We start from the raw sequence: 25905 nt of genomic DNA on the forward strand, positions 1-25905 counted from the left end.
ATTTTTTCTGTTTAATTACATAATTGCTTTAATTGCGCTGGACAATATGTTTATGCGTTATTTTTGACAAGTTACACGCGTCAAATTCGCAATAGGCCTTACTTTTTAATATCTCAACAATGACGTTTAATAAAATTGTTTCATACTAACGTGGCCGCATACTTGCCTCTTACGTCTCGCTTAAAGCATCCTTTTTACTTGTTACGGCTAATACGTAGCAATAACCATCTTATTATCACACTTTATTTATGGATAAGGCAATTAAATCCTCGTTTTAATTGCCTGTACTTAGAAAAAAATATGTTAAACTGCGAACAATTATGGTTCCTAGTAAAACAGATATGACAGATAGCCCAAAAGCGCCTAGCAAAATAGATATAACAGATAGCCCAAGACCTCAAGTTAGATTTTTCACTGTAGACAGTGAAGATGCTGGTCAGCGTATCGACAACTTTTTAATGAAAACATTAAAAGGTGTGCCAAAAAGTATGTTTTATCGCCTGTTACGAAAAGGTGAAATACGTGTCAATAAAAAGCGTACCAAGCCTGAGTACAAGTTAGTTGATGAAGACATTATTCGCGTTGCCCCTATTCGTGTGTCGGAAAATACTAATACAGTGTCTACACAATTAAATGTTGTTGCTAATTTAGAGAAACAAATCCTCTTTGAAGACGAGCGCTTAATTGTTATCAATAAACCTTCTGGTATGGCAGTGCATGGTGGCAGTGGATTAAGTTTTGGTTTAATTGAAGCACTGCGAGCTTTGCGACCAGATGCGCGAATGTTAGAACTAGTGCATCGACTTGACCGAGATACTTCCGGTTGTTTAGTTGTCGCAAAAAAACGTTCAGCATTGCGACACTTGCATGAACAACTTAGAAATAAAACCGTACAAAAGTATTATCACGCTTTGGTTAAAGGTCGTTGGTCGAGTAAATTAACCCGTGTTGCGGAAGGGTTAAAGAAAAATGACTTAAAATCTGGTGAACGTGTGGTGGTGGTAGATAATATCAACGGTAAAGAGTCAGAAACGCGTTTTAAAGTGATTCAACATTATAAAAATGCCACGCTTGTTAGGGCCTTTCCAGTAACCGGGCGAACTCATCAAATTCGTGTGCATTGTCAAACCAAAGGCCACTCGATTGCTTGCGATGCAAAATACGGCCATGAAGATTTCGATCACGAAATGAAAAACTTAGGTTTGAAACGCTTATTTCTCCATGCGGCGAGTATCGAATTCATTCATCCATTAAGTAATGAACGAATAAAAATTGAAGCTCCGTTAGAACCATCGCTAGAAAAATTGTTAAAGAAATTAACTAAAGCGGATGTTCAATAAAACGTACCGATAAAATACTGAGCTGCTGCGTGAAAGCTCAGTATGAATGTGCCAGTTATTGCATAAATAAAAATATAGTTGTTTAAACTTAAAACTTCTCAACAGATTTTGTTGTAGGGTTTTAAGTTTTGCTAAAATAATGAGCTTTTTATTTATAGGGTGTAATGAATAATAGGTTCTAGTTTTATCAGTTTTATTTATGGTGAGCATAATAAAACCTTATTGATCTAATATACAAAACAAGTTAGATGCCATTGCTAAAATATTGTTGGTAACTTTAAGAATATTTTAGTGGCTCGAACATACTTAAAATCACCCGCGTATTGCAAAAATATCGCGTTGAATATCTGTACGAAGTTTTAACTACCTGCTAATTTTTAATGCTGAAAATGAAAATGAAAATGAAAAGCTACAGCGTTATAATGCTTATAAACAGTATGACTACTGATTAAATTTTATGCCTGGTATATATCCATTTTTTTTGATGAAAAAATGGAACACTTAATAACTCAAATTGCTTCTAGAGATGAAGCACCTAAAGCATAAGTGCTTATCTTTTTTTAATATCAATCCAGTTGTCAGTCTAATCACTGATCTTGCCCAAAAATAGGCTTCTAGCACTGTTGTATTGGCTTACATCCCTGTAAGCCAATACAACACCTCGTTTACATTGAGTGTGCTTTTTGATGCACAACATCATAGATCGAGCCAAATGATTGTTTTACATTCAGGTCCATATTTATATGGAGTTTTCTTGCTATATCACTAGATGATATAACCCCTCGTATATGATGACTTTTTCTATCTAGTACTAGGCAGTGACGAAGTTGATAATCTTCTAAAGTTGACACTACATCACTCACAGATGCAGCTAATAATTCACAATAATCAAAAGCGTGGAAGTCTGACTTTTGAATCATTAAATCTTTCACTAACACATCTTCTCGACAAACCCCTTTAGATAGCTTTGCCACAATGTGTTGCTCTGACAATTCATTAGTGCTGATCAAGCCAATAAAATCATTTCCTTCTGAGACCACAATGTTCATTCTAACGTGGGTTTTTAACATTAATTCTAATGCGGTTACGGCCATCGTATCGCCGTCAATCATGATAGCTTTATGAACTTTAAAATCAGTAAATATTTTTACCGCAGGTGATTGTAAGTTAATTTCTTCAAACTGCTCAGGTGAGACAATATTATCGGTATCTTCTAAGTTAACTAAATGTAATTTTTTCATATTTACCTCTGAATTTTTGCTGCATTTTTTGTCAATAATATCGATGGAACGATTGATATCTACACAAATGCTTTTAACTATTTATTCAACTTCACATTAGAATAATGGCCGGCAGTATAAATATTAAATTAATGATCAATAACTTGATGTTATAGGTTGTTATTGAATACTTTTTATTTCTCAACGTTAATAACTTGGTGCTTATCGAAACGAACTCGTTTGATTAAATATAGACTGCTGAGCTAAAATTCACGGTTTTAAATTTTGCATGAAAAACCACGGCAGACACAATGCAGGAAAAACACACAGCTAAAAAAATAAGCTTTTCAGGCATTTTATTTATCTCAAAGTCAGGTTTTGGTATTAGCGAGATATTGCCGTGCTTAACTTATAGGAGCTAGAGCACGACTCATCAAGAAGATAAAACCTTAATATTATGCGATAAGCGTATGGTGAAAAATAAAAGCTGGGGGAGCTCTAGAGTGAAAGTTAAGAAAATAATACTGCAGAATGAAGGGGCTAAAATAACTTAAATTAATATAGTTACAATTTTGAAACTGAGCAATGGATTGGCATAACAATGAAGGGTCATCAAAATCTAGATTGTCAGCCTGTTCAATTTCAGCAATATTCGATTTTGTAAAGTTTAAATCACCTAAAGCGGTTAAGTCTATTTCATTCGCTGAAACAGTAGGTAATAACATGCTTATAATGAAAAGAAATTTAAACATCGCTTTAAACATTTTTTTAAACATTTTTTTAAACATTGCCTAGGTAAATTTAAGGTAAATAATAGTTATGCTTTAAGTGATGGTGTGGTGATAGCCATAATTCAAGTTAAAAAATATAAAAATAGCTCATTAATTACCAAAAGTTAATCGGTGAACTAGCAGAATGTAAGCTTGGGTGTGATGAATACGGTTATAAATAACGCACTGTAATAGCCAGTTGATTGATTATCTGCTTATTTTTAATGGTTAAAATGTAGAACACTTAATGAGTTAAATGGGTATAAAACAATTTGTGAATGGAAACTAAAAGTCGCGGATGGAAACTAAAAGAGATACACGCCATGTTGAGCAATCAATGTATCACTTTATTTGGCTAGTTAAATCATTTATGCTGGATTTTAAGCTGCTAAATCTTAAGCTATTATAAGCACAGATAATATTTTTCTGTGCTATTTGATGCGATTAAAGGTCAAATTAAACGCTAATTTAAGCAGCGCAGTGAGTTTATTTAAACACTGGCTTGTTCAGCTAACACATTAACATCATGTTGCTTTAATAATTCAACCAGTTTGATAAGCGGTAAACCGATTAAAGTGTTGGGATCATCACCTTCCAGCTTTTTGAACAAACAAATACCTAATCCTTCACTTTTAAAACTACCGGCACAGTTATAGGGTTGCTCTGCGTGCAGGTAATTTTCAATGTCGCTCAGCGAAAGCTGATTAAAATGCACTAAAAAAGGCTCTATTAAAGCGGTTGTGTAATCTAAACCGCTGTCATAGACACATAAGCCGGTATAAAAAACGACAGTTTTATTACTAAATTTTTCTAGTTGCTTAACGGCATTTTCAAAGTTATGTGGCTTGCCAAGTATTTCACCGTCACATATCGCTACCTGATCTGAGCCTATAATTAAAGCGTCAGGAAATTCGCCGGCAACTGCTTTAGCTTTTTCAATGGCTAAACGTTCAACTAACTCGACGGGTGACTCATTGTCAAACGCGCTTTCATCGATGTTAGGTTTAGCACAGACAAAGGGAATATTAAGTTTTTCTAAAATTTCTTTACGAAAAGGGGAGGTGGAGCCTAAAACAAGTTTTTTCATTAATATCACTCAAAATATAAACAGATTGCTGTTAATATATGGCCTATCTTGAGTTTTTAAACATATTTAGCTATTTTTCTTTTGACACTAGGTGATTGGCACCTTATTATGCGCGCCTTATGAAAAATCTTAAACTCCCGATAACGATAGACCCATCCAGAAGCGCACAGCGAAAGTTAGTGTGTGACGGATACTTTGAAGTATCTGGGATGAATAGATTGCTAGCTGTGTGTCAAACACGGTCTGAGCAGGTCCAAGTAAATGCCACTTTTGATGTGGATGAAGTTGGCTTGATAGTAATATCAGGTTCCTCATCGGCAACAGTTGCATTAACTTGTCAGCGATGTACTGAAGAGTTCGAATTGGAACTAGAAGTAAGTTTTACTTTTAGCCCAGTGAAAGACGTTGAAGCTGAAGCTGAGTTGCCGTCATATTATGACGCAATTGAATTAGATGAAAATGGTGAAGTTAACTTGCTTGAGTTAGTGGAAGATGAGTATTTACTCGCGATTCCATTAATTCCAAGGCATTCGATCAAAGATTGTCAGTCTCCGGCTGATAGTGTTTGGGGTAAATTGCCTGAAGAGCTTGAAAAACCGAGTCCATTTGATGTATTGAAAAAACTTAAGTAGTTAATTTTTAGCTAATAACCGAATTTTTAGGAGTAGGCAATGGCAGTTCAAAAGAGCAAAAAGTCTCGTTCAAGACGTGGCATGCGCCGTTCACATGACGCAGTAACGGCAACGCATTTATCAACAGATCCAGTATCTGGTGAAACTCACCGTCGTCACCATGTAACAGCTGATGGCTTTTACAAAGGTGTTAAAGTAATCAATAAGTAATCTGTAACGATTACCTTGATTAATCTAACCATAGCGTTAGATGTTATGGGGGGCGATCAAGGCCCCCACGTAACACTTCCTGCAGCAATGCTCGCAATAGAAAACTTCCCCAATCTTCACTTATTATTGTGTGGTGACGAAGCCGTCATTATTGAAATACTTTCAAAAAAACAATTTTACCCTCATCCAAGAATAACCTTATACCCAACAACCCAAGTTGTTGAGATGAACGATAAACCTATTTTTGCCTTGCGTAATAAAAAGCAATCATCCATGCGTAAGATCTTAGATTTGGTTCACGACGGCCAAGCACAAGCTTGTGTGAGCGCGGGTAATACAGGGGCACTTTTTTCAATGGCGCACTTTGTCTTAAAAACTTTACCTGGAGTGGAGCGCCCAGCACTCATTTCTGCATTACCTAGCAACAAGCCTGAGCAACATGTTTTTATGTTGGATTTAGGGGCGAATGTTTTTTGTGACTCAAACGTATTATATCAATTTGCCATTATGGGCTCAGTCATGGCAAAAGAGGTTGACGGTATTGAAAATCCGAAAGTCGCATTATTAAACATGGGTGAAGAAGAAAATAAAGGTAGTGATCATATCAAACAAACCGCCAGCTATTTACAGGCCAATGATGAGATTAATTATATTGGTTTTATAGAAGGTAATGATATTTTTACTAATAAAGCTGATGTTATTGTTTGTGACGGTTTTGTGGGCAATGTTGCGTTGAAAACTTGTGAAGGTGTGGCCAAAATGGTCTATACACAACTACAAGAAATTATCAAAAAACACTTTTTAGCGCGAATTATGGGCAAATTACTGTCTAAGACCTTAAAAAAACTGTTTAAACCCATGAACCCCGACCAGTACAATGGTGCAAGTTTGATAGGATTGCGCGGTATTGTGGTGAAAAGCCATGGTAACGCCAATGTAACCGCATTTTATACGGCGATTACTGAAGCTATTACCGAGGTTGATCGGCAAGTACCGATAAAAATCAAAGATAAGCTTGAGCATAGTTTATGCCACAAATAATATTTTGTGGCTATATATAGCCGTGTAACAGGTGAATATAAGCTTGAGCAATTACAGCAAGGTAGATCGGGTAATGATTTACCTTGATACAGTGAAAAATTAAATTTAATTAGGTCTAATAATGCAAAATAATTTAGCGTTTGTCTTTCCCGGTCAAGGTTCACAATCTCTAGCTATGTTGGCGGATTTTGCTGAAAATGAAGTAGTAAAAAGTACTTTTGCGGAAGCATCTGCAGCACTAGGTTACAATTTATGGCACTTGGTTCAACAAGGGCCAGTTGAAAAGTTAAACCAAACAAACTTTACCCAACCTGCGTTATTAACTGCTAGTGTTGCCATTTGGCGTGTATGGCATGCTAATTCATCAATAACACCTAAACTATTAGCAGGTCACAGTTTAGGTGAATACTCAGCGCTAGTGTGCGCAGGGGTGTTATCATTGGCGGATGCTGTTAAGCTCGTAGAGAAGCGTGGTGAGTTCATGCAAGCATCTGTGCCTGAAGGCGTTGGTGCTATGGCCGCCATTATTGGTCTAGATGATAAAATTATTATTGATGCCTGTGCAAAAGCGGCAAATGATGAAGTTGTTTCAGCGGTGAATTTTAATTCACCTGGCCAGGTGGTTATTGCAGGTCATAAGGCGGCCGTTGAACGAGCGGGTATATTATGTAAAGCAGCCGGTGCAAAGCGCGTGCTACCTTTACCGGTAAGCGTACCATCACATTGTGCATTAATGAAAGATGCGGCAGAAAAGTTAGCAGAAGAATTTAACAATGTTAGCTTTAATGAACCGACTATCCCAGTGGTTAATAATGTTGACGTTACCGCTGAAAACTCGGTTGAAGCTATTAAAATAGCACTTATTAAACAATTATATAGCCCAGTTCGTTGGACAGAAACTATTCAGTATTTAGCGCAACAGGGTATTGAAATTGCGATCGAAGCAGGACCAGGTAAAGTATTACAGGGCTTGTTAAAACGCATTGATAAAACCATCAGTTGTCAATCTGTTAATGACAGTGCGTCGTTAACTAAAGCATTAGAATCAGTAGAGTAAAATTATATGTTTTCATTAGACGGTAAAGTCATTTTAGTGACGGGCGCAAGTCGTGGTATAGGTAAAGCTATTGCAACACAACTTAAAGCTTTGGGTGGTAATGTTATTGGTACGGCAACCTCTGAACACGGTGCGGCTAATATCAGTGAGTATTTAGGTGAAGGCCAAGGTTTGGTGTTAAATGTCACTGACGATGCCTCAATCAGCGCTATGTTTGATTTAATCAAAGAAAAACATGGTTCAGTTGATGTTTTAGTCAACAATGCCGGTATTACGCGTGACAATTTACTAATGCGTATGAAAGATGATGAATGGAATGATATTATAGATACCAATCTAACATCGGTTTTTAAAATCAGCAAAGCGGTATTACGCGCTATGATGAAAAAGCGCCATGGTCGCATTATCAATATTGGCTCGGTTGTAGGTACAATGGGCAACGCGGGTCAGGTTAACTATGCGACTGCGAAAGCCGGATTAATTGGTTTTACGAAATCTTTAGCACGTGAAGTTGCTTCTCGTGGCATAACCGTTAATACCGTTTCACCTGGTTTTATAGATACAGATATGACCCAAACATTAACGGATGAGCAAAAAGAGGGGATTTTTGCCCAAGTACCGGCCAACCGTTTAGGTAAGCCGGAAGAAATTGCTAACGCTGTTGCTTTCTTAGCATCTGATGGCGCGGCGTATATTACGGGTGAAACATTACACGTAAATGGTGGCATGTACATGGTTTAACACAAGTTTGCTTTTTGGCGATTTTATGTTAAATTCGAACAAATTATATACTGTCAACAGGTTAGACCAGCAAAAAAGTAAAATTAGAAGCTTGCATGGTCGGCTTTTGACGAATAAACTACATGCAATTCTGAAAAATTGTATTTTCTAGTAAAGGAAGAAAAATGAGCACTATTGAAGAACGCGTAAAAAAAATCACTATTGAGCAACTTGGTGTAAGTGAAGACGAAGTTAAAGTTGAAGCTTCTTTTGTTGACGACTTAGGTGCAGACTCTCTAGACACTGTTGAATTAGTAATGGCATTAGAAGAAGAATTCGATACTGAAATTCCAGATGAAGAAGCTGAAAAAATTACTACAGTTCAAGCCGCAATCGATTACGTTACTGCTAACCAGTAATAATAAACGAATGTGATTAATTTCAGGCGGTTTAATTACCGCCTGATTTGTTTTTATAGTTTGAAAATATTTACAGCAAACACTTAACTTAAGTCAAATTAAGCGCTAAGTAAGCTGAAATAAACTACCCGCTTTTATTCAATTCTATCGGAGGCAGCACATCTCATGAGACGCGTTGTAGTAACCGGTCTTGGCATGCTTAGCCCTCTAGGCAACAGCCCTGAATCAACCTGGACAAATCTACTACTTGGTAAAAGTGGTATTGCCGACATTACGCATTTTGATACTACTGAGTATCCAACACGTTTTGCCGGTTTAGTTAAAGGGTTTGATGCAGAAGACTATATGGCTCGTAAAGATGCCAGAAAAATGGATTTATTTATTCAATATGGCGTTGCTGCTGGTGTGCAAGCCGTTAAAGATTCTGGTATAGAAATTAACGAAGAAAATGCCCCACGTATAGGAGTAGCTATTGGCTCAGGTATTGGTGGCTTAGGTCTTATTGAAGAAAATCATACTAAATTGTTAAATAATGGTCCACGTAAATTGTCACCATTTTTTGTACCTTCTACCATTATCAACATGATTGCAGGTCATTTATCCATCATGTTTGGCTTGAAAGGCCCCAATATTTCGATTGTTACCGCTTGTACTAGTGGTGTACATAATATTGGCCATGCGGCCCGCATGATAGCCTACGGTGATGCTGATGCTATGGTTGCTGGTGGTGCAGAAAAAGCATCAACCACATTAGGTCTAGGGGGCTTTGGTGCTGCACGCGCTATGTCAACGCGAAATGATGCACCACAACAAGCTTCACGCCCATGGGATAAAGACCGCGATGGCTTTGTTCTGGGTGATGGTGCGGGTGTACTTGTACTTGAAGAGTATGAACATGCGAAAGCCCGTGGAGCAAAAATTTATGCTGAACTAGCAGGTTTTGGTATGAGTGGTGATGCCTATCATATGACCTCACCGCCGGCTGATGGTGCAGGTGCGGCTTTAGCAATGAAAAATGCCATCAATGATGCGAAAGTTGATATTGCTAAAATTGGTTATATTAATGCTCATGGCACTTCAACACCGACAGGTGATATTGCCGAAACCAATGCGATTAAATCTGTATTTGGTAGTTCAGCTTTTGATGTCATGGTAGGGTCAACGAAGTCGATGACAGGGCATTTACTCGGTGCTGCCGGTGCTGTTGAAGCAATTTTCAGTATTCAAGCATTAGTTAATAATGCGGTGCCTCCAACCATTAATTTAGATAACCCTGATGAAGGCTGTGATCTTGATTATGTTGCGCATACTGCACGAGATGCTAATTTAGATTACGTGTTGTGTAACTCATTTGGTTTTGGTGGTACAAATGGCTCGTTGATCTTCAAAAGAATTTAGTTAACTGTAGAGATTAAAAAGTTACGTTATTACACCAAATGTACTTTTAATTTCAATAGCGCTTGAATTTAAAAGCTTAAGCCTGAATACTGCTGTATTCAGGCTTTTTTATGGCAATTATGGTATTAAGTTTTGTAGACGGAAAAATAGCTAATTCGATATCAATTGATGATCGTGGCCTAGCTTATGGTGATGGTTGTTTTACCACCGCTTTGATTACCGATGGTAAAGTGGCTATGTTGCCAGAGCACCTCAATCGTTTGGCACAGCAAAGTCAGCAACTAGGTTTACCGAAAGTAGCCTTGCCTGCGCTAGCAGAAAGTATAAGAAAAATTAGCGTCGGAATTAAGATCGGCATCGTCAAAGTTATTATCACCTGTGGCAGCGGCGGTCGTGGCTATTCGCGCCTTGGTGCAGAGCAAGCTAGGGTAATTATTTCCGTTAGTGATTACCCTAAGTTTTATCCTCAATGGCAAAAAAAGGGGATTTGTGTAGGGATCAGTGAGCAAAAGCTCGGTATTAATCCTATGCTGGCTGGTTTAAAACACTTAAACCGTTTAGAGCAAGTTATGTTAAGAGCCGAGCTCGATAGACGCACAGAAGATGATATAGTTGCTAGTGATATCAATGGCAGCGTTATTGAATGTTGTAGTGCTAATGTCTTTTGGTTAAAAGCGGGGCAATGGCAAACACCGATATTAACCACTGCCGGCGTTGCTGGCTTAATGCGGGCGAAAATATTGTTAAATAACCCGAATATTCAACAAGATAATTATCCACTGTCTCAATTAGATAATATCGATGCGATGTTTATTAGTAACGCCATTTTAGGTATAGTGCCGGTTAAGATTTTTAATGGTCAACAATTGGATATTTCACAGGTTAAAAGCATACAAAGCCAATGCCTTAACGTTGAAAGCTAAGATATAAAAATGAAAAGATTTTTTTTAAGCCTGTCGTTGTTGATTAGAAGAACATTAATGACTTTAGCGGTTTGCGTACTACTCAGTATTTTGGCTGTTGTTGGCGTTATGATAATGTCAGAAATGAAAGTTCAGCAGCCACTCGTTATTAAACAAACTGAGTTTTTAACGATTAAGCCTGGTACTTCATTTAATGCTTTTTCCAAGCAGTTGGTTGATAAAGGCTGGTTGCAAGAGCGTTTTTGGTTACGCAGTTATGTAAAATTTAATCCTCAAGATAGCAAAATAAAGTCAGGAACCTATCAAGTACAGGCAAACATAAGTACGATAGAACTACTTGATTTAGTGGTGTCAGGTAAAGAACATCAATTTTTTATTACCCTTATCGAAGGTAGTACCTTCAAGCAAGTCTTGGCTCAGCTAGCACAACACCAACATATTACTCATCAACTTGCTAATTTATCACTCGTGGCTATCGCGAAAAAACTATCCATAACGCAAGATAATCCTGAAGGATGGCTGTTTCCTGATACCTATGCGTTTACCCAAAATACAACGGATTTGAGCATCATTAAACGTGCATATAAAAAAATGCAAAGCGCGTTAACAGTGCAGTGGCATAATAGAGCTGAAAACTTACCCTACAAAACGCCATATCAAGCACTTATTATGGCTTCAATTATTGAAAAAGAAAGTGGCCGACACACTGAACACCCTCGTATATCGTCGGTATTTGTTAACCGTTTAAATAAAAAAATGCGTTTACAAACCGACCCAACGGTAATTTACGGTTTGGGTGAACGTTACCAAGGTGATATTACTTACGCTCACTTGCGGGAAAAAACTGCTTATAATACCTATAAAATAAAAGGCTTACCGCCAACACCCATCGCGTTACCTGGGGCTCAAGCGCTACAAGCCGCATTAAATCCAGAGTTGAGTGATTATTTGTATTTTGTCAGCAATGGCGCAGGCGAACATATATTTTCCAAAAATCTAGCCGATCATAATCGTGCGGTAACTAAGTATCAGCGTAAGAAAAACTAACGTTCACATTTTAATAAAGTATTTTGGATGATTTCAGTATGAAGAAAGGTAAGTTTATTGTTGTTGAAGGCATAGAAGGTGCCGGTAAGTCATCAGCTATTAGCGTTATTGAAGCGGTGTTAAATAAATATAATATCCCCTTTATAAAAACTAGAGAGCCTGGTGGTACGCCATTAGCCGAAGCTCTGCGAGATATTGTAAAATCAGTCAGTCATGATGAAAAGCTAACGCAAGAAACTGAACTTTTGTTGATGTATGCAAGTCGTAGTCAATTGCTAGTGAATAGAATTTTACCCGCCTTAGCAGAAGGTACCTGGGTGATTGGCGACCGTCATGACTTATCATCACGGGCTTATCAAGGTGGCGGACGACAATTTGACGATGCGATAATGAATGCTATAGCTGATGTTACCTTAAAGGGCTTTACACCGGACTTAACCGTTTATTTAGATATTGCGCCAGAATTAGGCTTAGCTCGAGCACAAGCGCGAGGCGAATTAGATCGGATTGAACAAGAAAAAATTGATTTTTTTCAGCGCGTACGCAACAAATATCTAGCTTTGGCACAAGCGTCAGACAGCACAGATATTATAGATGCGAGCCAAGAGATGGACCTGGTGCACAAAGCTGTAATCAACTCAGTCGAAGCTTTTATTAATAGTAAACAAGGCTAACGGATGAAAACTTGGTTATTGGCGCTTCAGCAACAATTGTCTCGACAAATTCACGAAAATAAGCTTCCTCATGCCTTGTTATTTTCTGGTGTTGATGGCGCGGGTCAAGAAGAAATAGCGCATTGGCTGATTAACGTGCTGCTCTGCCAAGACTTAACACAAGACTTGCCACAAAATATACAACAAGAAACAGAAGAAAACTTAAGCCAAGTAAGCAAAGTAAGTGAAGTAAGTGAAGAAACGACCAATGTGCAGCCGTTTATTTTTCAGCCTTGCGGTTATTGCAAAACTTGCAAGTTGTTTGCCAATGGCAGTTATCCGGATCATCTGACTATCGTTAATGATAAAAATACTATTGGCGTAGATGCCATACGGAAACTGAGCCAATTTTTTGAGAAAACCGCTCATATCGGCATCGCCAAAACAGCCTTAGTCAATCATGCTGACACCATGACAGTATCAGCAGCTAATGCGTTATTAAAAACGTTAGAAGAGCCAACCTCTCAAAGTTTCATTATGTTAACAACGCATAGCAGTGATGTGCTGTTACCCACTATTATCAGTCGTTGTCAAAAATTTGAAATACGTCCACCGGTCGGCAAAAAACTTTTGGCTGAATATAAAAAACAGGGTAACGATGCTTTTGTAAACCTTAGCCATCTTAGCGAATTAACAGACGAAGCAACCGCCGTTGCGTTTACCGCGTTTCGTGATAAGGTCAAAGACTATTTATGCGCTCACCAACACCGTGCAGAGATATTAACCTTATTGGTTGAACGTCATGATGGCTTTCGTTGGTTGGAAAAAATCTTAGTTAATTTGATGCGTAATCAATGGGGCTGGCCAACAGCAGGACATGAAAATCAACAAGCAAGTGTCATCAATAAACAACAGTTATGGCAGGTATATAATTTAGTCCAAGCGGCCAATATTAAGTTAAAGACATTAGTGCAAGTTAACCGGCAGTTTTTAAGTGAAAAATTACTCGCCGATATCAGCCTTGTCGTTGAACAAAAAAATCAATAAAAACGTTAATAAAAAAGCCAACAAAAATAGAGGGATGATTTTGAAAAATATTACACTTGATTTTATGTCAGATCGTGATTTATATCAGTCATATATGCCATTTATGAAAAATGGTGGTTTATTTGTTCGCACCACAGAGCATTATGAATTAGCCACTGATGTGAACTTGCTTGTGACATTACCTGACTCCTTAGAGCCTTCAAAAATTAAAGGCAAAGTTTCTTGGATCACCCCCATTGGCGCGCAAAACGGTACACCTGCAGGTATAGGTGTTAGTTTTTTTGAAGATCCTGACAATATGCGTAGCCAAATTGACAAAGCGATAGGGCATTTATTGAGTTCATCTGAGCCGACCTTATCAATGTAACATGCTTATTTTTATCTAACTAAAATAGCACTATTGAATATTATGCCCATTGAGAATATTTTTGTGATGTCAGCAACTCATTAATTCAATCGGTATGATAAATACCCAAACTAACCTTTAGCACCTTTGTGCGGAGTAAACCTGTGTTCATAGATTCCCATTGTCATTTAGACCGTTTAAAACTCGAAGATTTTGACAATAATTTAGATAATGTTGTTAATGCGGCATTGGCCGAAAAGGTTAATACTTTATTGTGTGTTAGCGTTACTTTAGAAGACTTTCCAGCGATGGCAGAAGCAACGGCTAAATATGACAATGTTTGGCTAACCTGTGGTGCGCATCCGCTGAATCAAGCGGATGAAATTGACCCAGCACTATTAACTAGTTTAGCGACTGATCCACGTGTTGTCGCTATTGGTGAAACGGGCCTTGATTATTTTTATGCGCCAGAAACAAAACCAGTGCAGTTAGACTCTTTTCGAAAACATATACGCGTTGCTAATCAGCTAAAAAAACCCTTGATCATCCATACTAGAGGTGCTCAAGAAGATACCTTAGCTATGTTAAGAGCAGAGCAGGCGGAAAATGTTGGCGGCATTCTACATTGCTTTACTGAAAGTTGGGAGATGGCTGAACAAGCAATAGCGATGGGTTTTTATATCTCCTTTTCCGGCATTGTCACTTTTAAAAATGCGGCTGACTTAAGAGAAGTAGCGAAAAAAGTACCCTCAGACCGTTTTTTAATTGAAACGGATGCGCCTTATTTAGCACCAGTGCCCCATCGTGGTAAACAAAATCAGCCCGCTTACGTAGTTGAAGTCGCAAAACATTTAGCCAGTATTCGTGGTACTTCGGTTGCAGAAATTGCCCGACAATCGAGTGAGAACTTTCATCGTTTGTTTCCTGAGACTATTCCTGTCAAATAGTGCTACTTAAGAGAATTATTTAATACTATGAGTTAAAACTAACCATAACACTATGGCTAGCCTTGTGTGTCATGATATTTATACTAAAAATAAAAGAGAGCAGGTTTGTTAAATCGTATTTGGAGCGGATTTTTCTTTGTTGCCTTTATTTCTGCCATGGAGCAATGGCTGGTTTTTGATCAGGTTTTAATTTTTGCAGAAATTGTTAATGCCATTTTTGATATGTCGAGGGTAACGGTTGAGATTGCGATTGGCCTGATTGGCATTTTAAGTTTTTGGTTAGGCATGATGAAGATAGCTGAACATGCCGGTATTATCGACAAAATAGCACAGTTTATTTCACCACTATTTGTCCGTCTTATGCCAGAGGTACCCAAAGGGCATCCGGCCATAGGTTCAATGACCATGAACTTGTCGGCAAATTTCTTAGGGTTAGATAATGCGGCTACGCCTTTAGGCTTAAAAGCCATGCAAGACCTGCAATTGCTTAATCCAAACAAAGAAACGGCAAGTGATGCGCAAATACTCTTTTTGGTGTTGAATACTTCCGCGGTAACCTTATTCCCTGTTACTGTTTTTGTTTATCGTGCCCAACAGGGAGCGCTAAACCCGACTGATGTTTTCGTCCCTATTTTATTGGCAACATTTGCCTCAACCCTCGCAGGATTGTTTGCGGTTGCATTTGTGCAAAAAATAAAACTTTATCAGCAAGTTATTTTACTTTATTTAGCCGCAGGCATCGCACTTGTCGGTGGCATTGTGGTTTATTTCTCTACCTTGAGTGCAGAGTTGTTAGCGCAACAATCATCCTTGATGGGCAATTTGCTCATATTTTCCACGCTAATTAGTTTCTTATTCGTCGCCTTAAAACGCAAAGTTAATGTATATGACAGCTTTATTGAAGGGGCTAAACAAGGTTTTGAAACCAGTATAAAAATCATTCCTTATCTGTTGGCCATGTTGTGTGCGATTGGGGTATTTAGAGCCAGTGGCGCTTTAGATATTTTGGTTGATGGCATACGACAGTTAGTGTTGCTTTTTAATGGTGATACTCGTTTTGTTGATGCACTACCTACGGCATTTATGAAGCCCTTAAGTGGCTCTGGCGCTCGTGCTATGATGATAGAAACCATGAATACTCATGGCGCTGATTCATTCGCTGGTCGCTTAGCTTCTATTGTGCAAGGCTCTACTGAAACTACATTTTATGTCTTAGCGGTTTATTTTGGCTCTGTTGGTATTCGTTATAGTCGCCATGCCTTGGCTTGTGGACTTATTGCTGATCTTGCCGGCATTACTGCTGCTATTGGTGTTTGTTATTGGTTTTTTGGCTAACCCTGTCTATTGTCGACACATGGAGGGCATTGTTAAACATGATAACAAGATGAATTAACGGATGAGTAAATGCGGATGTATTTTACAAATACGCTTATTTAACATTGGTTTGTTTGTTTTTATTGGTGAGTAATTGTAATATCACTTCACACTATTTCATAGTGTCTACGACTAATGCCTAATGAGTATTGTCGACAATACCCTTGGCTTCACATTGACTATTACTGAAAAGTTGTTATCATAAGCGCCTTGTTTTTATATCTGTCGACAATATTAATGGCGTTAAACAACCCTACAACTCAAGCCGCGGTTACTACGGCAGATAAAGTATTTGAGCAAATGCTACACGCCATTGTTGATGGCACCATCAAATCTGGTAGTAAAATTAGTGAGCCAGAACTAGCTAAAAACTATCAAATTAGTCGTTCAACTTTGCGTGAAGCGCTAAATCGTTTGGAAAAATGTCACTTAATTGAACGCAAAGCCAATGTTGGCTCTCGTGTGGTTGAATGTTCAATTGCTGGGCTGTTAGAAATTTACGTCGTTCGCGAAGCACTCGAAGGCATGGCATGTCGCCAAGCCGCGATAAATATGACTGAAGATGAAATTATTGAAATGAAGGTCATGCTTAAGCAGCATGCAAGTGCCAAGGCATTGCGCGACGGTATTGCCTACTATCAAGAAGAAGGTGATTTAGACTTTCACTATAAAGTGATACTCGGTAGTCATAATCAACAACTCATTAATATCTTGTGTGGCCAACTTTATCACCTTGTTCGTATGTATCGTTGCCAATTTGGTATGAATAGCCCACGAGCAACTAAAGCGTTTGATGAACATTCTCGCATTATTGAAGCGATAGCTGACCGCGATGGTGAATTAGCCGAAATGCTAATGAGGCGTCATATTGCGGCTTCACGCAAAAATATCGAAAAGAAAATTGCCCAGCAACAATAGCGGCAGCTGTAAAGTTAATTTAATACAACATATATATGACTAAAAAAGGATAAAGCAATGTCTAAACAATTATCTCCTGGTGCTAAATTTCGCCAGGCTTTAGCAAATAATAAACCCCTGCAGGTTGTAGGTACCGTTAACGCTTATTGTGCCATGATGGCCGAACAATTAGGTCACCAAGCTATTTATTTATCTGGTGGTGGTGTTGCGAATGCCTCTTATGGTTTACCCGATTTAGGCATGACATCATTAAATGACGTTATTGCGGATGTATCACGTATTACTTCAGCTTGTAGCTTACCGCTTTTAGTCGATATTGATACCGGATGGGGCGGTGCATTTAATATTGCTAAAACTATTCGTGATATGGAAAAAGCCGGCGCTGCAGCAGTTCACATTGAAGATCAAGTGGCGCAAAAGCGTTGTGGCCATCGTCCGAATAAAGAAATTGTTTCTACAGAAGAAATGGCGGATCGAATTAAAGCGGCCGTTGATGCGCGTATTGATAGCGACTTTTTCATTATGGCTCGCACTGACGCGTTTGCTCAGGAAGGTTTAGAAGCCGCGCTTGAACGTGCTACAGCCTATGTTGCTGCTGGTGCAGATGGTATTTTTGCTGAAGCTATTCAAACTGAAGCGCATTACAGAGCTTTTACTGAAGCGCTTGATGTGCCGGTATTAGCCAATATTACTGAATTTGGCCAAACAGAATTGTGGAATAAAGCCCAGTTAGGCGAGTGGGGCTGTGCCATGGTGCTTTATCCATTATCTGCATTTAGAGCGATGAATAAAGCAGCAGAGTCTGTTTACAAAACCTTGCTTGCAGATGGTGACCAAAAAACAGAAATCGATAACATGCAAACACGTATGGATTTATATGATTACCTGGGTTACCACGATTATGAGCAAAAGCTTGATGCTTTGTTCTCTGAAGGTAAAAACAAGTAGTTATATCTGTTCTACTTCAACACCTTAAAGTGGAACGGCTATAAGCATTAAAATATATCAATAAGAAACTAAATTTTAACCCTTAACAGTAAATTAATCACTGTTAAGTACTAGGGGAAAGAATAATGAAAGATAAAAAATTATCAGGTGCTGGCTTACGTGGACAAAGTGCTGGCGACACAGCTTTATGTACGGTAGGAAAATCAGGTTCGGGCTTAACTTATTGTGGTTACGATATTGCTGATTTAGCTGAAAATTCAACTTTTGAAGAAGTGGCTTACTTACTTTTCAACGGTGAGCTCCCTAATGTAAAAGAGCTAGCTAGCTATAAAACTGATTTATTGGCGATGCGTGATTTACCGCAAGCTTTAAAAGCTGTACTTAAGCTGATCCCAAAAGAAGTGCATCCAATGGATGTTATGCGTACGGGTTGTTCATTTTTAGGTAATTTAGAACCAGAAAATGATTTTAGTGAACAAAATAAAGCCGCAAACCGCTTGTTATCGGCTTTTCCTGCCATCATGTGTTATTGGTATAAATTTTCACATGAGGGTATAGAAATTGACTGTACTTCAGATGAAGCGTCGCTAGGTGGGCATTTTTTACGCCTATTAAATGGTAAAAGTCCGTCTAAACAGCATGAGCGCGTGATGGATGTATCCTTAATTCTATACGCTGAGCATGAATTTAATGCCTCTACGTTTACGGCACGTGTGTGTGCTTCAACGCTATCAGATATGTTCTCATGTGTAACCGGTGCTATTGGTACGCTTCGTGGGCCACTTCACGGCGGTGCTAACGAAGCCGCAATGGACATGATTGAAAAGTTTAACTCTCCTGCTGATGCTAAAGAACAAATGGCGGGTATGCTTGAGCGTAAAGAAAAAATTATGGGCTTTGGACATGCAATTTACACCACATCTGATCCACGTAATGTCATCATCAAAGCATGGTCTAAAAAACTGGCCGCTGAAAATGGCGATACGTCGTTATACGACATTTCAGTAGCCTGTGAAGAGTTTATGTGGGACAGCAAAAAATTATTTTGTAATGCTGACTTTTTTCATGCCTCAACCTATAATTATATGGGCATTCCAACGAAATTATTTACCCCTATTTTTGTTTGTTCTCGTCTAACAGGTTGGGCGGCTCATATCATGGAACAACGTGAAAATAACCGTATTATTCGCCCGTCTGCTGACTACATTGGTGCAGAGCCTCGTAAAGTGCAACCTATCGCTACTAGGTAAGCTAACAGGTACTTATTACCTAGCATCAGCATAAATAAAGCCTTATCTATGCTGATAGGGCTGCTGTAAGCTGCTAGTGATAATGCCGTGTCATTAATTAAATTACTTAAAAAGAGTCTGTTGTACTCTTTTTTACTATGTGGAGTAAGTTATGAATTACGATTACCGCAAACCTTTGCCAGGTTATAAACACAATGGTGTAACAATAGATTTTTTCGATACACGAGCAGCGATTGAAACAATCAGCCCCGGTGCTTATAAAACACTACCTTACACTTCACGTGTGCTCGCTGAACAATTAGTTCGCCGGTGTGACCCTGCAACCTTAACTGATTCGCTAAAGCAAATTATTGAAAGTAAGCAAGATTTAGACTTTCCTTGGTATCCAGCACGTGTGGTTTGTCATGACATTCTTGGTCAAACCGCTTTAGTTGATTTGGCCGGCCTTCGAGATGCCATTGCGGATCAAGGTGGTGACCCAGCTAAAGTGAATCCTGTTGTACCCACACAATTAATTGTCGACCATTCACTCGCCGTAGAAGCTGCTGGCTTTGATAGTGAAGCCTTTGAGAAAAACCGGGCAATCGAAGACCGTCGTAACGAACACCGCTTTCATTTTATCGAATGGACCAAAACTGCTTTTAAAAATGTTGATGTTATTCCCGCGGGTAACGGCATTATGCACCAAATTAATTTAGAGAAAATGTCGCCGGTTATTCAAGCGCGTGACGGTGTCGCTTTTCCTGATACTTGTGTTGGTACTGATTCTCACACACCACACATTGATGCCTTAGGTGTTATTGCTATTGGTGTTGGTGGTTTAGAAGCTGAAACCGTTATGCTGGGTCGTCCATCTATGATGCGCTTACCCGATATTATCGGTGTAAAGCTGACCGGTAAACGTCAACCGGGTATCACAGCAACGGATATAGTATTAGCGATCACTGAATTTTTACGCAATGAAAAAGTGGTGTCTGCTTACTTAGAATTCTTTGGTGAAGGCACTAGAAGCTTAACTATTGGTGATCGAGCGACTATCTCAAACATGACCCCAGAATATGGTGCATCAGCCGCTATGTTCTACATCGATGAACAAACCATTGATTATTTGAAAATTACTGGGCGTGAACCAGAGCAAATAGCACTGGTTGAAACTTATGCTAAGCACACTGGCCTGTGGGCCGATGATTTAGTAGAGGCGCAATATCCACGGGTTATCGAATTTGATTTATCAAGCGTAGGTCGTAACTTAGCCGGTCCTTCTAATCCACATCGACGTTTAGCGACAGCGGATTTAGCCTCAAAAAATATCGCTAAAGATCTTGCTGCTTGTAAAGTGCAAGAAGCTAACGGCCAAATGCCTGATGGCGCGGTCATTATTGCTGCTATTACCTCTTGTACAAATACCTCTAATCCGCGTAATGTTGTCGCTGCAGGCCTGATTGCTAAACGCGCAAATGAGCTAGGTTTAGTGCGTAAACCTTGGGTTAAATCTTCATTTGCGCCAGGTTCAAAAGTAGCCAAGCTTTATTTAGAAGAAGCGGGTTTATTGGTTGAAATGGAAAAACTAGGTTTTGGTATTGTAGGTTACGCCTGTACCACGTGTAACGGCATGAGTGGCGCGTTAGACCCAAAGATTCAACAAGAAGTGATTGACCGTGATTTATATGCAACCGCCGTATTATCAGGTAATCGTAACTTTGATGGCCGCATTCATCCGTATGCAAAACAAGCCTTTTTAGCGTCACCCCCTTTAGTGGTTGCTTACGCTATTGCCGGTACTATTCGTTTTGATATTGAAAAAGACATTTTAGGTCAAGATCAAAACGGCAACGACATTACGCTGAAAGACATCTGGCCAAGTGATGAAGAAATTGATGATATTGTTGCCTCATGTGTCAAACCTGAGCAATTCAAAAAAATCTACACACCAATGTTTGATTTAGGCGCTTTTGAGCCCGCTGAAAGTCCATTATACGCTTGGGATGAAACCAGTACTTATATTCGTCGTCCTCCTTACTGGGATACAGAGGGACAAGGCGCACTAGCGGGTGAACGTACCATGAAAGGTATGCGGCCATTAGCGGTATTGGGTGACAACATTACCACCGATCATTTATCACCTTCAAATGCTATTCAATTGGACAGTGCTGCGGGTGCATACTTAGATAAAATGGGCTTGCCAGAAGAAGATTTTAACTCGTATGCAACTCATCGTGGTGACCATTTAACCGCGCAACGTGCAACATTTGCTAACCCGAAATTATTTAACGAAATGTGTCGTGATGACAAAGGTGAAGTTAAGCAAGGCTCGCTTACGCGTATTGAGCCGGAAGGCACTGAATCTCGGATGTGGGAAGCCATTGAAACTTATATGGAACGCAAGCAGCCGCTTATTATTATTGCCGGTGCTGATTATGGTCAAGGTTCATCACGCGATTGGGCGGCCAAAGGTGTTCGTTTAGCGGGTGTTGAAGTGATTATTGCTGAAGGTTTTGAGCGTATTCACCGTACTAACTTAGTGGGTATGGGCGTGTTACCGTTAGAGTTTATTAATGGTGAAACTCGTCATACTTACCATATTGATGGTTCAGAAACTTACGATGTAGTAGGTACGCCAACGTCAGGTGGAGCGATGACGGTAGTCATGACTCGAGGCTCAGATAAAGGTCAGGGCGAAGTCGTTGAGATTCCAGTAAAATGTCGTTTAGATACCGCTGAAGAAGTCTCTGTTTATGCAGCCGGTGGTGTTTTACAAAAGTTTGCCAACGATTTTTTAGAGTCTAATGGCTAAAGGCTTATTTTTGATGATAGTGGCGTTACCTGTACTGAGCTATCAATATAGCGGGTGTACAGCTGTCTTTCGGTCAATAAAAATAATAGTTTTAGATAGTAAACGTTAATGAAAAATATGAGCAGCAATTTAATTGCTGCTTTTTTATGTTCAGGACGAACGGTATGACGTGATCACATGGATGTGAAGGAGCGTCGATGTAATCAACGAACGGTATGACGTGATCACATGGATGTGAAGGAGCGTCGATGTAATCAACGAACGGTATGACGTGATCACATGGATGTGAAGGAACGTCGATGCAATCAACGAGCGTTTTGACGTGATCACATGGATGTGAAGGAACGTCGATGTAATCAACGAACACTCAATTGCGCACATGGAAGGTGAACAAATTGGCTTATATTGATAAAATTTAGAGGTGTTAAATGTCTTCAGTTTCTCAAGTAAAAATCCCCGCAACCTATATGCGAGGTGGTACGTCAAAAGGTGTATTTTTTAATCTTACTGACTTGCCAGAGCGTTGCCAAATAGCGGGGCAAGCTCGTGACAATATGCTACTTCGAGTGATTGGTAGTCCAGATCCCTACGGTAAACAAACCGATGGTATGGGTGGGGCTACATCAAGTACCAGTAAAACCGTTATTTTGGCTAAAAGTGATGTGGTAGATCACGACGTTGACTATTTGTTTGGTCAAGTGGCGATAGATAAAGCGTTTGTTGATTGGAGTGGTAATTGTGGGAATTTGACCGCAGCCGTGGGCTCATTTGCCATTATGTCGGGTTTAGTTGCTGCTAGCCGTATTCCGGAAAATGGTATTTGTACGGTACGTATTTGGCAAAAAAACATTAGCAAAACGATTATTGCTCGCGTGCCTATTACGCATGGGCAAGTACAAGAAACCGGTGACTTTGAACTCGACGGCGTAACCTTTCCTGCTGCAGAAGTACCAGTAGAATTTATAGCGCCCGTTGACCCTAGTGAAGCTATGTTTCCGACAGGTAATGTGATTGATGAGTTAGCAGTTCCCGCGGTAGGTACTTTTAAAGCCGCTACAGTTAAAGTCACTATGATCAGTGCTGGTATTCCCACTATTTTTTTAAATGCTGAAGATATTGGCTACACAGGTACCGAATTACAAGAGGCTATTAATAATGATGAAGCGGCATTAGCACGTTTTGAAACTATTCGTGCTGCTGGCGCAATTAAAATGGGTTTGATTAATGATGTATCTGAAGCCGTTGCACGTCAACATACCCCAAAAGTGGCTTTTGTCAGTGCCGCTAAAGACTATGTAACATCAAGTGGTAAAGTGGTTTGTACAGCGGATATAGACCTACATGTTCGTGCTTTATCTATGGGTAAGTTACATCATGCAATGATGGGCACGGCAGCCGTGGCGATTGGCACTGCAGCAGCAATCCCAGGCACTTTAGTGAATTTAGCCGCTGGCGGTGGCGAACGTGACGCTGTTGTTTTTGGTCACCCATCGGGCACACTTAAAGTGGGTGCTCAAGCGTCAAAACTTGATGGTATGTGGACGGTAAATAAAGCTATTATGAGCCGCAGTGCTCGGGTATTAATGGAAGGTTGGGTGCGTATTCCTGCTGATTCATTTTAAGATCAGTACTGGCTTTGATCAGCGATAAAGACTTTAATCAAGCACTATTAGCAATGTTTCTGATAGTGCTTTTTGTAAACGGAAAAATTGTTTTTCTTATAAAATCTGATATTTAAAAAAATTTTTTAAGGTATTTATGTGATACTACATAGACTAATTAATTGCTCACTTTCAGACAGTCTACAGAGTAAATTTATTTGCTATGCGCGATTACAATAGCTCACTATTGTTCGACTATATGCTGCTATATTGTGCTATTGACTGAGGTTTATGTAAGCATGCATGATTTATCTATTGGTTATGGCAAAAATAAAGCGTATGGCTGCCGGGCAAGATGACACTATTTATAAAAAGAGACGGTTGTTAAACAGCAAATAAATAATCATCAAGCTTGGCAAAATAAAAGCTTAAATAAAGATATCAAAAAGTGAGTGGTAGACGATTTAACGAGGAAAAATTGATAAATACGTCACTAAAGTCAATATTTATCATAAAATTGCTAGATAATTGCTAATTGCTGCTGATAGCGCTTTAGTTTTATGCGCTATCAGGGTATGTTATGCGTTTTTATTGCAGGCATCTTCATTAATGACAAAAAACACCTTTTATCGTGACTTACATAAGCAAGTGGAAGCGTTGATCAGTGATGAAACTGATGTGATTGCTAATATGGCCAACGTCAGTGCTTTGTTATTTGAGCAATTAGCTGATGTTAATTGGGTTGGTTTTTACCGTTTGATCAATGACGAGCTTGTCCTTGGTCCATTTCAAGGTAAAGTGGCTTGTATCCGTATCCCTTTAGGTCGTGGGGTTTGTGGAACAGCGGCAAGTAATAATGAAGTACAATGTGTTGCTGATGTGCATGCATTTGACGGTCATATTGCTTGCGACGCTAGCAGTAATGCTGAAATAGTATTACCTTTAAGGTTGAACAATAAGGTGATAGCTGTGCTTGATATTGACAGCATCGCATTCAATCGTTTTGATAGTGATGATCAAGCAGGATTAGAAAAAATCATTAGTTTGTTTGAAAATGTTATGATTAACCATGGCGTGGTAAACTAATGAAAGAATTTATTGTTATTCATGACTACCTAGTTTCAGAAGCCGTTGTTGGCGATTGGGAAGGTGATGAAGAGATAGTTGCTGAGCGTATTAACGAGATTTATCATACCGTTTATGACTTAGCAGAAGAAGATATTGCACCAGAGATTTTAGAGCAGTTGCTTGCTTTGGTGTGGGACACGTGGATAGGGCAAGAAGCCTTAGCTGAAATCGAAAGTGAAGATATTTATGATTGGTGCCGACATTTGTTGGAAAATCGTGAACAATATCTAGCAGAGCAGAATTAAAATTTTGAAAAGTTGTATTTATGGAAACTAAAATAGAAAGTGAAGTAAAAGTGGTAGCAGACGTGGCAGTTGAAACAACACCAGTAGTAGATGCGGTGGTTGAAACAACGCCAAATGTTGATGCTGAAGTTAAGCGAATTAGCACAAAAGAAATTATTGGCTATTTGGCGGAAAAATTTCCAGCATGTTTTTCTATCGAAGGTGCGGCAAAACCATTAAAAATTGGTATTTTTCAAGATTTAGCAGAAAAGCTGATTGGTGATGAAACGGTAAGTAAAACTCGCCTACGTCAAGCACTGAGACATTACACAAGTAGCTGGCGTTATTTGAAAGCGATTAAACTAGGCTGTTTTCGAATTGATATTGACGGTAATGACTCTGCAGAGATTGATCAAGAACAAGCAGATTATGCCAGCAAAACATTAAAAGAAAGCCAAGAAAAATTTGGTACCAAAAAGCCCAAAGACAAAGTGGCTAAAAAACCTTATAAAGGTAATGCTGCTAAGGGAACTAAGCCTGTTGCTAAAGACTCTACAGATGGTAGCCGCAAAGAAAAATTTAATACGGTGAAATCAACCAAGCGCGTAGTTGCAAAACCAACTGTTACACTTAAACCAGTTGAAACAAGTAATGTTGTTGTTGGCAAAAATATCAAAGTGCAATTGGGACAATCTTCAATGGACGCTGTTATCACAGAAGTTTCTGGCAAGGATGTTAGCGTACAATTAAACTCAGGTATGATTGTTAAAACACAAGTTAAAAATATTTTTACAGAATAAATTTTGGAGTA

The 25905-nt window shown here is 39.1% G+C and carries 26 protein-coding genes; 23 read left to right on the top strand and 3 right to left on the bottom strand.

Annotated elements, in window-relative coordinates; translation table 11 throughout:
• Positions 1-377: 377 nt before the first annotated feature.
• A complete protein-coding gene (rluC, locus tag H4J59_RS11355; protein WP_404852020.1) occupies positions 378-1340 on the top strand; it encodes a 23S rRNA pseudouridine(955/2504/2580) synthase RluC in 963 nt (320 codons plus the stop codon).
• 665 nt (positions 1341-2005) lie between these two features.
• Here the strand turns inward: rluC and H4J59_RS11360 are convergent.
• From H4J59_RS11360 to H4J59_RS11370, 3 genes are all read right to left on the bottom strand, one after another.
• Positions 2006-2581 carry a CBS domain-containing protein gene (locus H4J59_RS11360; RefSeq protein WP_182239475.1) on the bottom strand — a complete coding sequence of 192 codons (576 nt, stop codon included), beginning with the start codon at positions 2579-2581 and terminating at the stop codon, positions 2006-2008.
• Between the two features lie 434 nt (positions 2582-3015).
• The gene (locus H4J59_RS11365) at positions 3016-3336 is read right to left on the bottom strand and encodes a hypothetical protein (protein ID WP_182239477.1); all 321 of its coding nucleotides are present in this window, start codon (positions 3334-3336) and stop codon (positions 3016-3018) included.
• A 484-nt stretch (positions 3337-3820) separates the two neighbouring features.
• Positions 3821-4417, bottom strand: coding sequence for a nucleoside triphosphate pyrophosphatase (locus H4J59_RS11370; RefSeq protein WP_182239478.1), 597 nt, complete (start codon positions 4415-4417; stop codon positions 3821-3823).
• A 119-nt stretch (positions 4418-4536) separates the two neighbouring features.
• Here H4J59_RS11370 and yceD point away from each other — a divergent pair, with 119 nt between their 5' ends.
• From yceD to proQ, 22 genes are all read left to right on the top strand, one after another.
• Positions 4537-5049: a 23S rRNA accumulation protein YceD gene (gene yceD / locus H4J59_RS11375; RefSeq protein ID WP_182239480.1), complete on the top strand. Its 513-nt coding sequence runs from the start codon at positions 4537-4539 to the stop codon at positions 5047-5049.
• A gap of 39 nt (positions 5050-5088) precedes the next feature.
• On the top strand, positions 5089-5259 hold the full coding sequence (gene rpmF, locus H4J59_RS11380; protein WP_077286058.1) for a 50S ribosomal protein L32: 171 nt from the start codon (positions 5089-5091) through the stop codon (positions 5257-5259).
• 15 nt (positions 5260-5274) lie between these two features.
• Entirely contained in the window at positions 5275-6300 is a 1026-nt protein-coding gene (gene plsX / locus H4J59_RS11385) for a phosphate acyltransferase PlsX (RefSeq protein ID WP_220469799.1), read from the top strand.
• A gap of 121 nt (positions 6301-6421) precedes the next feature.
• On the top strand, positions 6422-7357 hold the full coding sequence (gene fabD / locus H4J59_RS11390; RefSeq protein ID WP_182239482.1) for an ACP S-malonyltransferase: 936 nt from the start codon (positions 6422-6424) through the stop codon (positions 7355-7357).
• A 6-nt stretch (positions 7358-7363) separates the two neighbouring features.
• Entirely contained in the window at positions 7364-8098 is a 735-nt protein-coding gene (fabG, locus tag H4J59_RS11395) for a 3-oxoacyl-ACP reductase FabG (protein ID WP_182232671.1), read from the top strand.
• A 164-nt stretch (positions 8099-8262) separates the two neighbouring features.
• Complete coding sequence (acpP, locus tag H4J59_RS11400) at positions 8263-8496, top strand: acyl carrier protein (RefSeq protein WP_077286054.1); 234 nt, start codon at positions 8263-8265, stop codon at positions 8494-8496.
• A 165-nt stretch (positions 8497-8661) separates the two neighbouring features.
• Entirely contained in the window at positions 8662-9894 is a 1233-nt protein-coding gene (gene fabF, locus H4J59_RS11405) for a beta-ketoacyl-ACP synthase II (RefSeq protein ID WP_182239484.1), read from the top strand.
• A 110-nt stretch (positions 9895-10004) separates the two neighbouring features.
• Entirely contained in the window at positions 10005-10817 is an 813-nt protein-coding gene (pabC, locus tag H4J59_RS11410; RefSeq protein ID WP_182239486.1) for an aminodeoxychorismate lyase, read from the top strand.
• 9 nt (positions 10818-10826) lie between these two features.
• Positions 10827-11864: an endolytic transglycosylase MltG gene (gene mltG, locus H4J59_RS11415; RefSeq protein WP_259369494.1), complete on the top strand. Its 1038-nt coding sequence runs from the start codon at positions 10827-10829 to the stop codon at positions 11862-11864.
• Positions 11865-11902: 38 nt separating this feature from the next.
• Complete coding sequence (tmk, locus tag H4J59_RS11420) at positions 11903-12538, top strand: dTMP kinase (RefSeq protein WP_182239488.1); 636 nt, start codon at positions 11903-11905, stop codon at positions 12536-12538.
• A gap of 3 nt (positions 12539-12541) precedes the next feature.
• The gene (locus H4J59_RS11425) at positions 12542-13564 is read left to right on the top strand and encodes a hypothetical protein (RefSeq protein ID WP_182239490.1); all 1023 of its coding nucleotides are present in this window, start codon (positions 12542-12544) and stop codon (positions 13562-13564) included.
• 40 nt (positions 13565-13604) lie between these two features.
• Complete coding sequence (locus tag H4J59_RS11430; protein WP_259365560.1) at positions 13605-13931, top strand: PilZ domain-containing protein; 327 nt, start codon at positions 13605-13607, stop codon at positions 13929-13931.
• A gap of 143 nt (positions 13932-14074) precedes the next feature.
• Positions 14075-14857 carry a TatD family hydrolase gene (locus H4J59_RS11435; protein ID WP_182239491.1) on the top strand — a complete coding sequence of 261 codons (783 nt, stop codon included), beginning with the start codon at positions 14075-14077 and terminating at the stop codon, positions 14855-14857.
• A gap of 105 nt (positions 14858-14962) precedes the next feature.
• The gene (locus H4J59_RS11440; RefSeq protein ID WP_182239493.1) at positions 14963-16192 is read left to right on the top strand and encodes a nucleoside recognition domain-containing protein; all 1230 of its coding nucleotides are present in this window, start codon (positions 14963-14965) and stop codon (positions 16190-16192) included.
• Between the two features lie 276 nt (positions 16193-16468).
• Entirely contained in the window at positions 16469-17149 is a 681-nt protein-coding gene (locus H4J59_RS11445; RefSeq protein WP_182137787.1) for a GntR family transcriptional regulator, read from the top strand.
• Between the two features lie 57 nt (positions 17150-17206).
• Positions 17207-18097 (top strand): methylisocitrate lyase, encoded by an 891-nt coding sequence (gene prpB / locus H4J59_RS11450; RefSeq protein WP_182239495.1) that lies wholly within the window; start codon positions 17207-17209, stop codon positions 18095-18097.
• 125 nt (positions 18098-18222) lie between these two features.
• Positions 18223-19347 (top strand): 2-methylcitrate synthase, encoded by a 1125-nt coding sequence (gene prpC / locus H4J59_RS11455; protein WP_182239497.1) that lies wholly within the window; start codon positions 18223-18225, stop codon positions 19345-19347.
• Positions 19348-19498: 151 nt separating this feature from the next.
• The gene (gene acnD, locus H4J59_RS11460; RefSeq protein WP_182239499.1) at positions 19499-22141 is read left to right on the top strand and encodes a Fe/S-dependent 2-methylisocitrate dehydratase AcnD; all 2643 of its coding nucleotides are present in this window, start codon (positions 19499-19501) and stop codon (positions 22139-22141) included.
• 428 nt (positions 22142-22569) lie between these two features.
• Positions 22570-23763: a 2-methylaconitate cis-trans isomerase PrpF gene (prpF, locus tag H4J59_RS11465; protein WP_182239502.1), complete on the top strand. Its 1194-nt coding sequence runs from the start codon at positions 22570-22572 to the stop codon at positions 23761-23763.
• 588 nt (positions 23764-24351) lie between these two features.
• On the top strand, positions 24352-24828 hold the full coding sequence (locus H4J59_RS11470) for a GAF domain-containing protein (RefSeq protein ID WP_182239504.1): 477 nt from the start codon (positions 24352-24354) through the stop codon (positions 24826-24828).
• Entirely contained in the window at positions 24828-25115 is a 288-nt protein-coding gene (locus tag H4J59_RS11475) for a hypothetical protein (protein WP_182239505.1), read from the top strand. Before H4J59_RS11470 ends, H4J59_RS11475 begins: the two co-directional genes overlap by 1 nt.
• 20 nt (positions 25116-25135) lie before the next feature.
• Positions 25136-25894, top strand: a complete 759-nt coding sequence (proQ, locus tag H4J59_RS11480; RefSeq protein WP_182239507.1) for an RNA chaperone ProQ — start codon at positions 25136-25138, stop codon at positions 25892-25894.
• The last annotated feature ends 11 nt before the right edge of the window (positions 25895-25905 follow it).

Origin of the sequence: Colwellia sp. MB02u-10, from assembly GCF_014077185.1 — a bacterium.
GTDB lineage: Bacteria > Pseudomonadota > Gammaproteobacteria > Enterobacterales > Alteromonadaceae > Cognaticolwellia.

Excerpts from the sequence above, each read along its gene's own strand:
- H4J59_RS11360 (WP_182239475.1), bottom strand. The coding sequence starts at position 2,581 with ATGAAAAAATTACATTTAGTTAACTTAGAAGATACCGATAATATTGTC.
- H4J59_RS11365 (WP_182239477.1), bottom strand. The coding sequence starts at position 3,336 with ATGTTTAAAAAAATGTTTAAAGCGATGTTTAAATTTCTTTTCATTATA.
- H4J59_RS11370 (WP_182239478.1), bottom strand. The coding sequence starts at position 4,417 with ATGAAAAAACTTGTTTTAGGCTCCACCTCCCCTTTTCGTAAAGAAATT.
- yceD (WP_182239480.1), top strand. The coding sequence starts at position 4,537 with ATGAAAAATCTTAAACTCCCGATAACGATAGACCCATCCAGAAGCGCA.
- rpmF (WP_077286058.1), top strand. The coding sequence starts at position 5,089 with ATGGCAGTTCAAAAGAGCAAAAAGTCTCGTTCAAGACGTGGCATGCGC.
- fabD (WP_182239482.1), top strand. The coding sequence starts at position 6,422 with ATGCAAAATAATTTAGCGTTTGTCTTTCCCGGTCAAGGTTCACAATCT.
- fabG (WP_182232671.1), top strand. The coding sequence starts at position 7,364 with ATGTTTTCATTAGACGGTAAAGTCATTTTAGTGACGGGCGCAAGTCGT.
- acpP (WP_077286054.1), top strand. The coding sequence starts at position 8,263 with ATGAGCACTATTGAAGAACGCGTAAAAAAAATCACTATTGAGCAACTT.
- fabF (WP_182239484.1), top strand. The coding sequence starts at position 8,662 with ATGAGACGCGTTGTAGTAACCGGTCTTGGCATGCTTAGCCCTCTAGGC.
- pabC (WP_182239486.1), top strand. The coding sequence starts at position 10,005 with ATGGCAATTATGGTATTAAGTTTTGTAGACGGAAAAATAGCTAATTCG.
- mltG (WP_259369494.1), top strand. The coding sequence starts at position 10,827 with ATGAAAAGATTTTTTTTAAGCCTGTCGTTGTTGATTAGAAGAACATTA.
- tmk (WP_182239488.1), top strand. The coding sequence starts at position 11,903 with ATGAAGAAAGGTAAGTTTATTGTTGTTGAAGGCATAGAAGGTGCCGGT.
- H4J59_RS11425 (WP_182239490.1), top strand. The coding sequence starts at position 12,542 with ATGAAAACTTGGTTATTGGCGCTTCAGCAACAATTGTCTCGACAAATT.
- H4J59_RS11445 (WP_182137787.1), top strand. The coding sequence starts at position 16,469 with ATGGCGTTAAACAACCCTACAACTCAAGCCGCGGTTACTACGGCAGAT.
- prpB (WP_182239495.1), top strand. The coding sequence starts at position 17,207 with ATGTCTAAACAATTATCTCCTGGTGCTAAATTTCGCCAGGCTTTAGCA.
- prpC (WP_182239497.1), top strand. The coding sequence starts at position 18,223 with ATGAAAGATAAAAAATTATCAGGTGCTGGCTTACGTGGACAAAGTGCT.
- acnD (WP_182239499.1), top strand. The coding sequence starts at position 19,499 with ATGAATTACGATTACCGCAAACCTTTGCCAGGTTATAAACACAATGGT.
- prpF (WP_182239502.1), top strand. The coding sequence starts at position 22,570 with ATGTCTTCAGTTTCTCAAGTAAAAATCCCCGCAACCTATATGCGAGGT.
- H4J59_RS11470 (WP_182239504.1), top strand. The coding sequence starts at position 24,352 with ATGACAAAAAACACCTTTTATCGTGACTTACATAAGCAAGTGGAAGCG.
- H4J59_RS11475 (WP_182239505.1), top strand. The coding sequence starts at position 24,828 with ATGAAAGAATTTATTGTTATTCATGACTACCTAGTTTCAGAAGCCGTT.
- proQ (WP_182239507.1), top strand. The coding sequence starts at position 25,136 with ATGGAAACTAAAATAGAAAGTGAAGTAAAAGTGGTAGCAGACGTGGCA.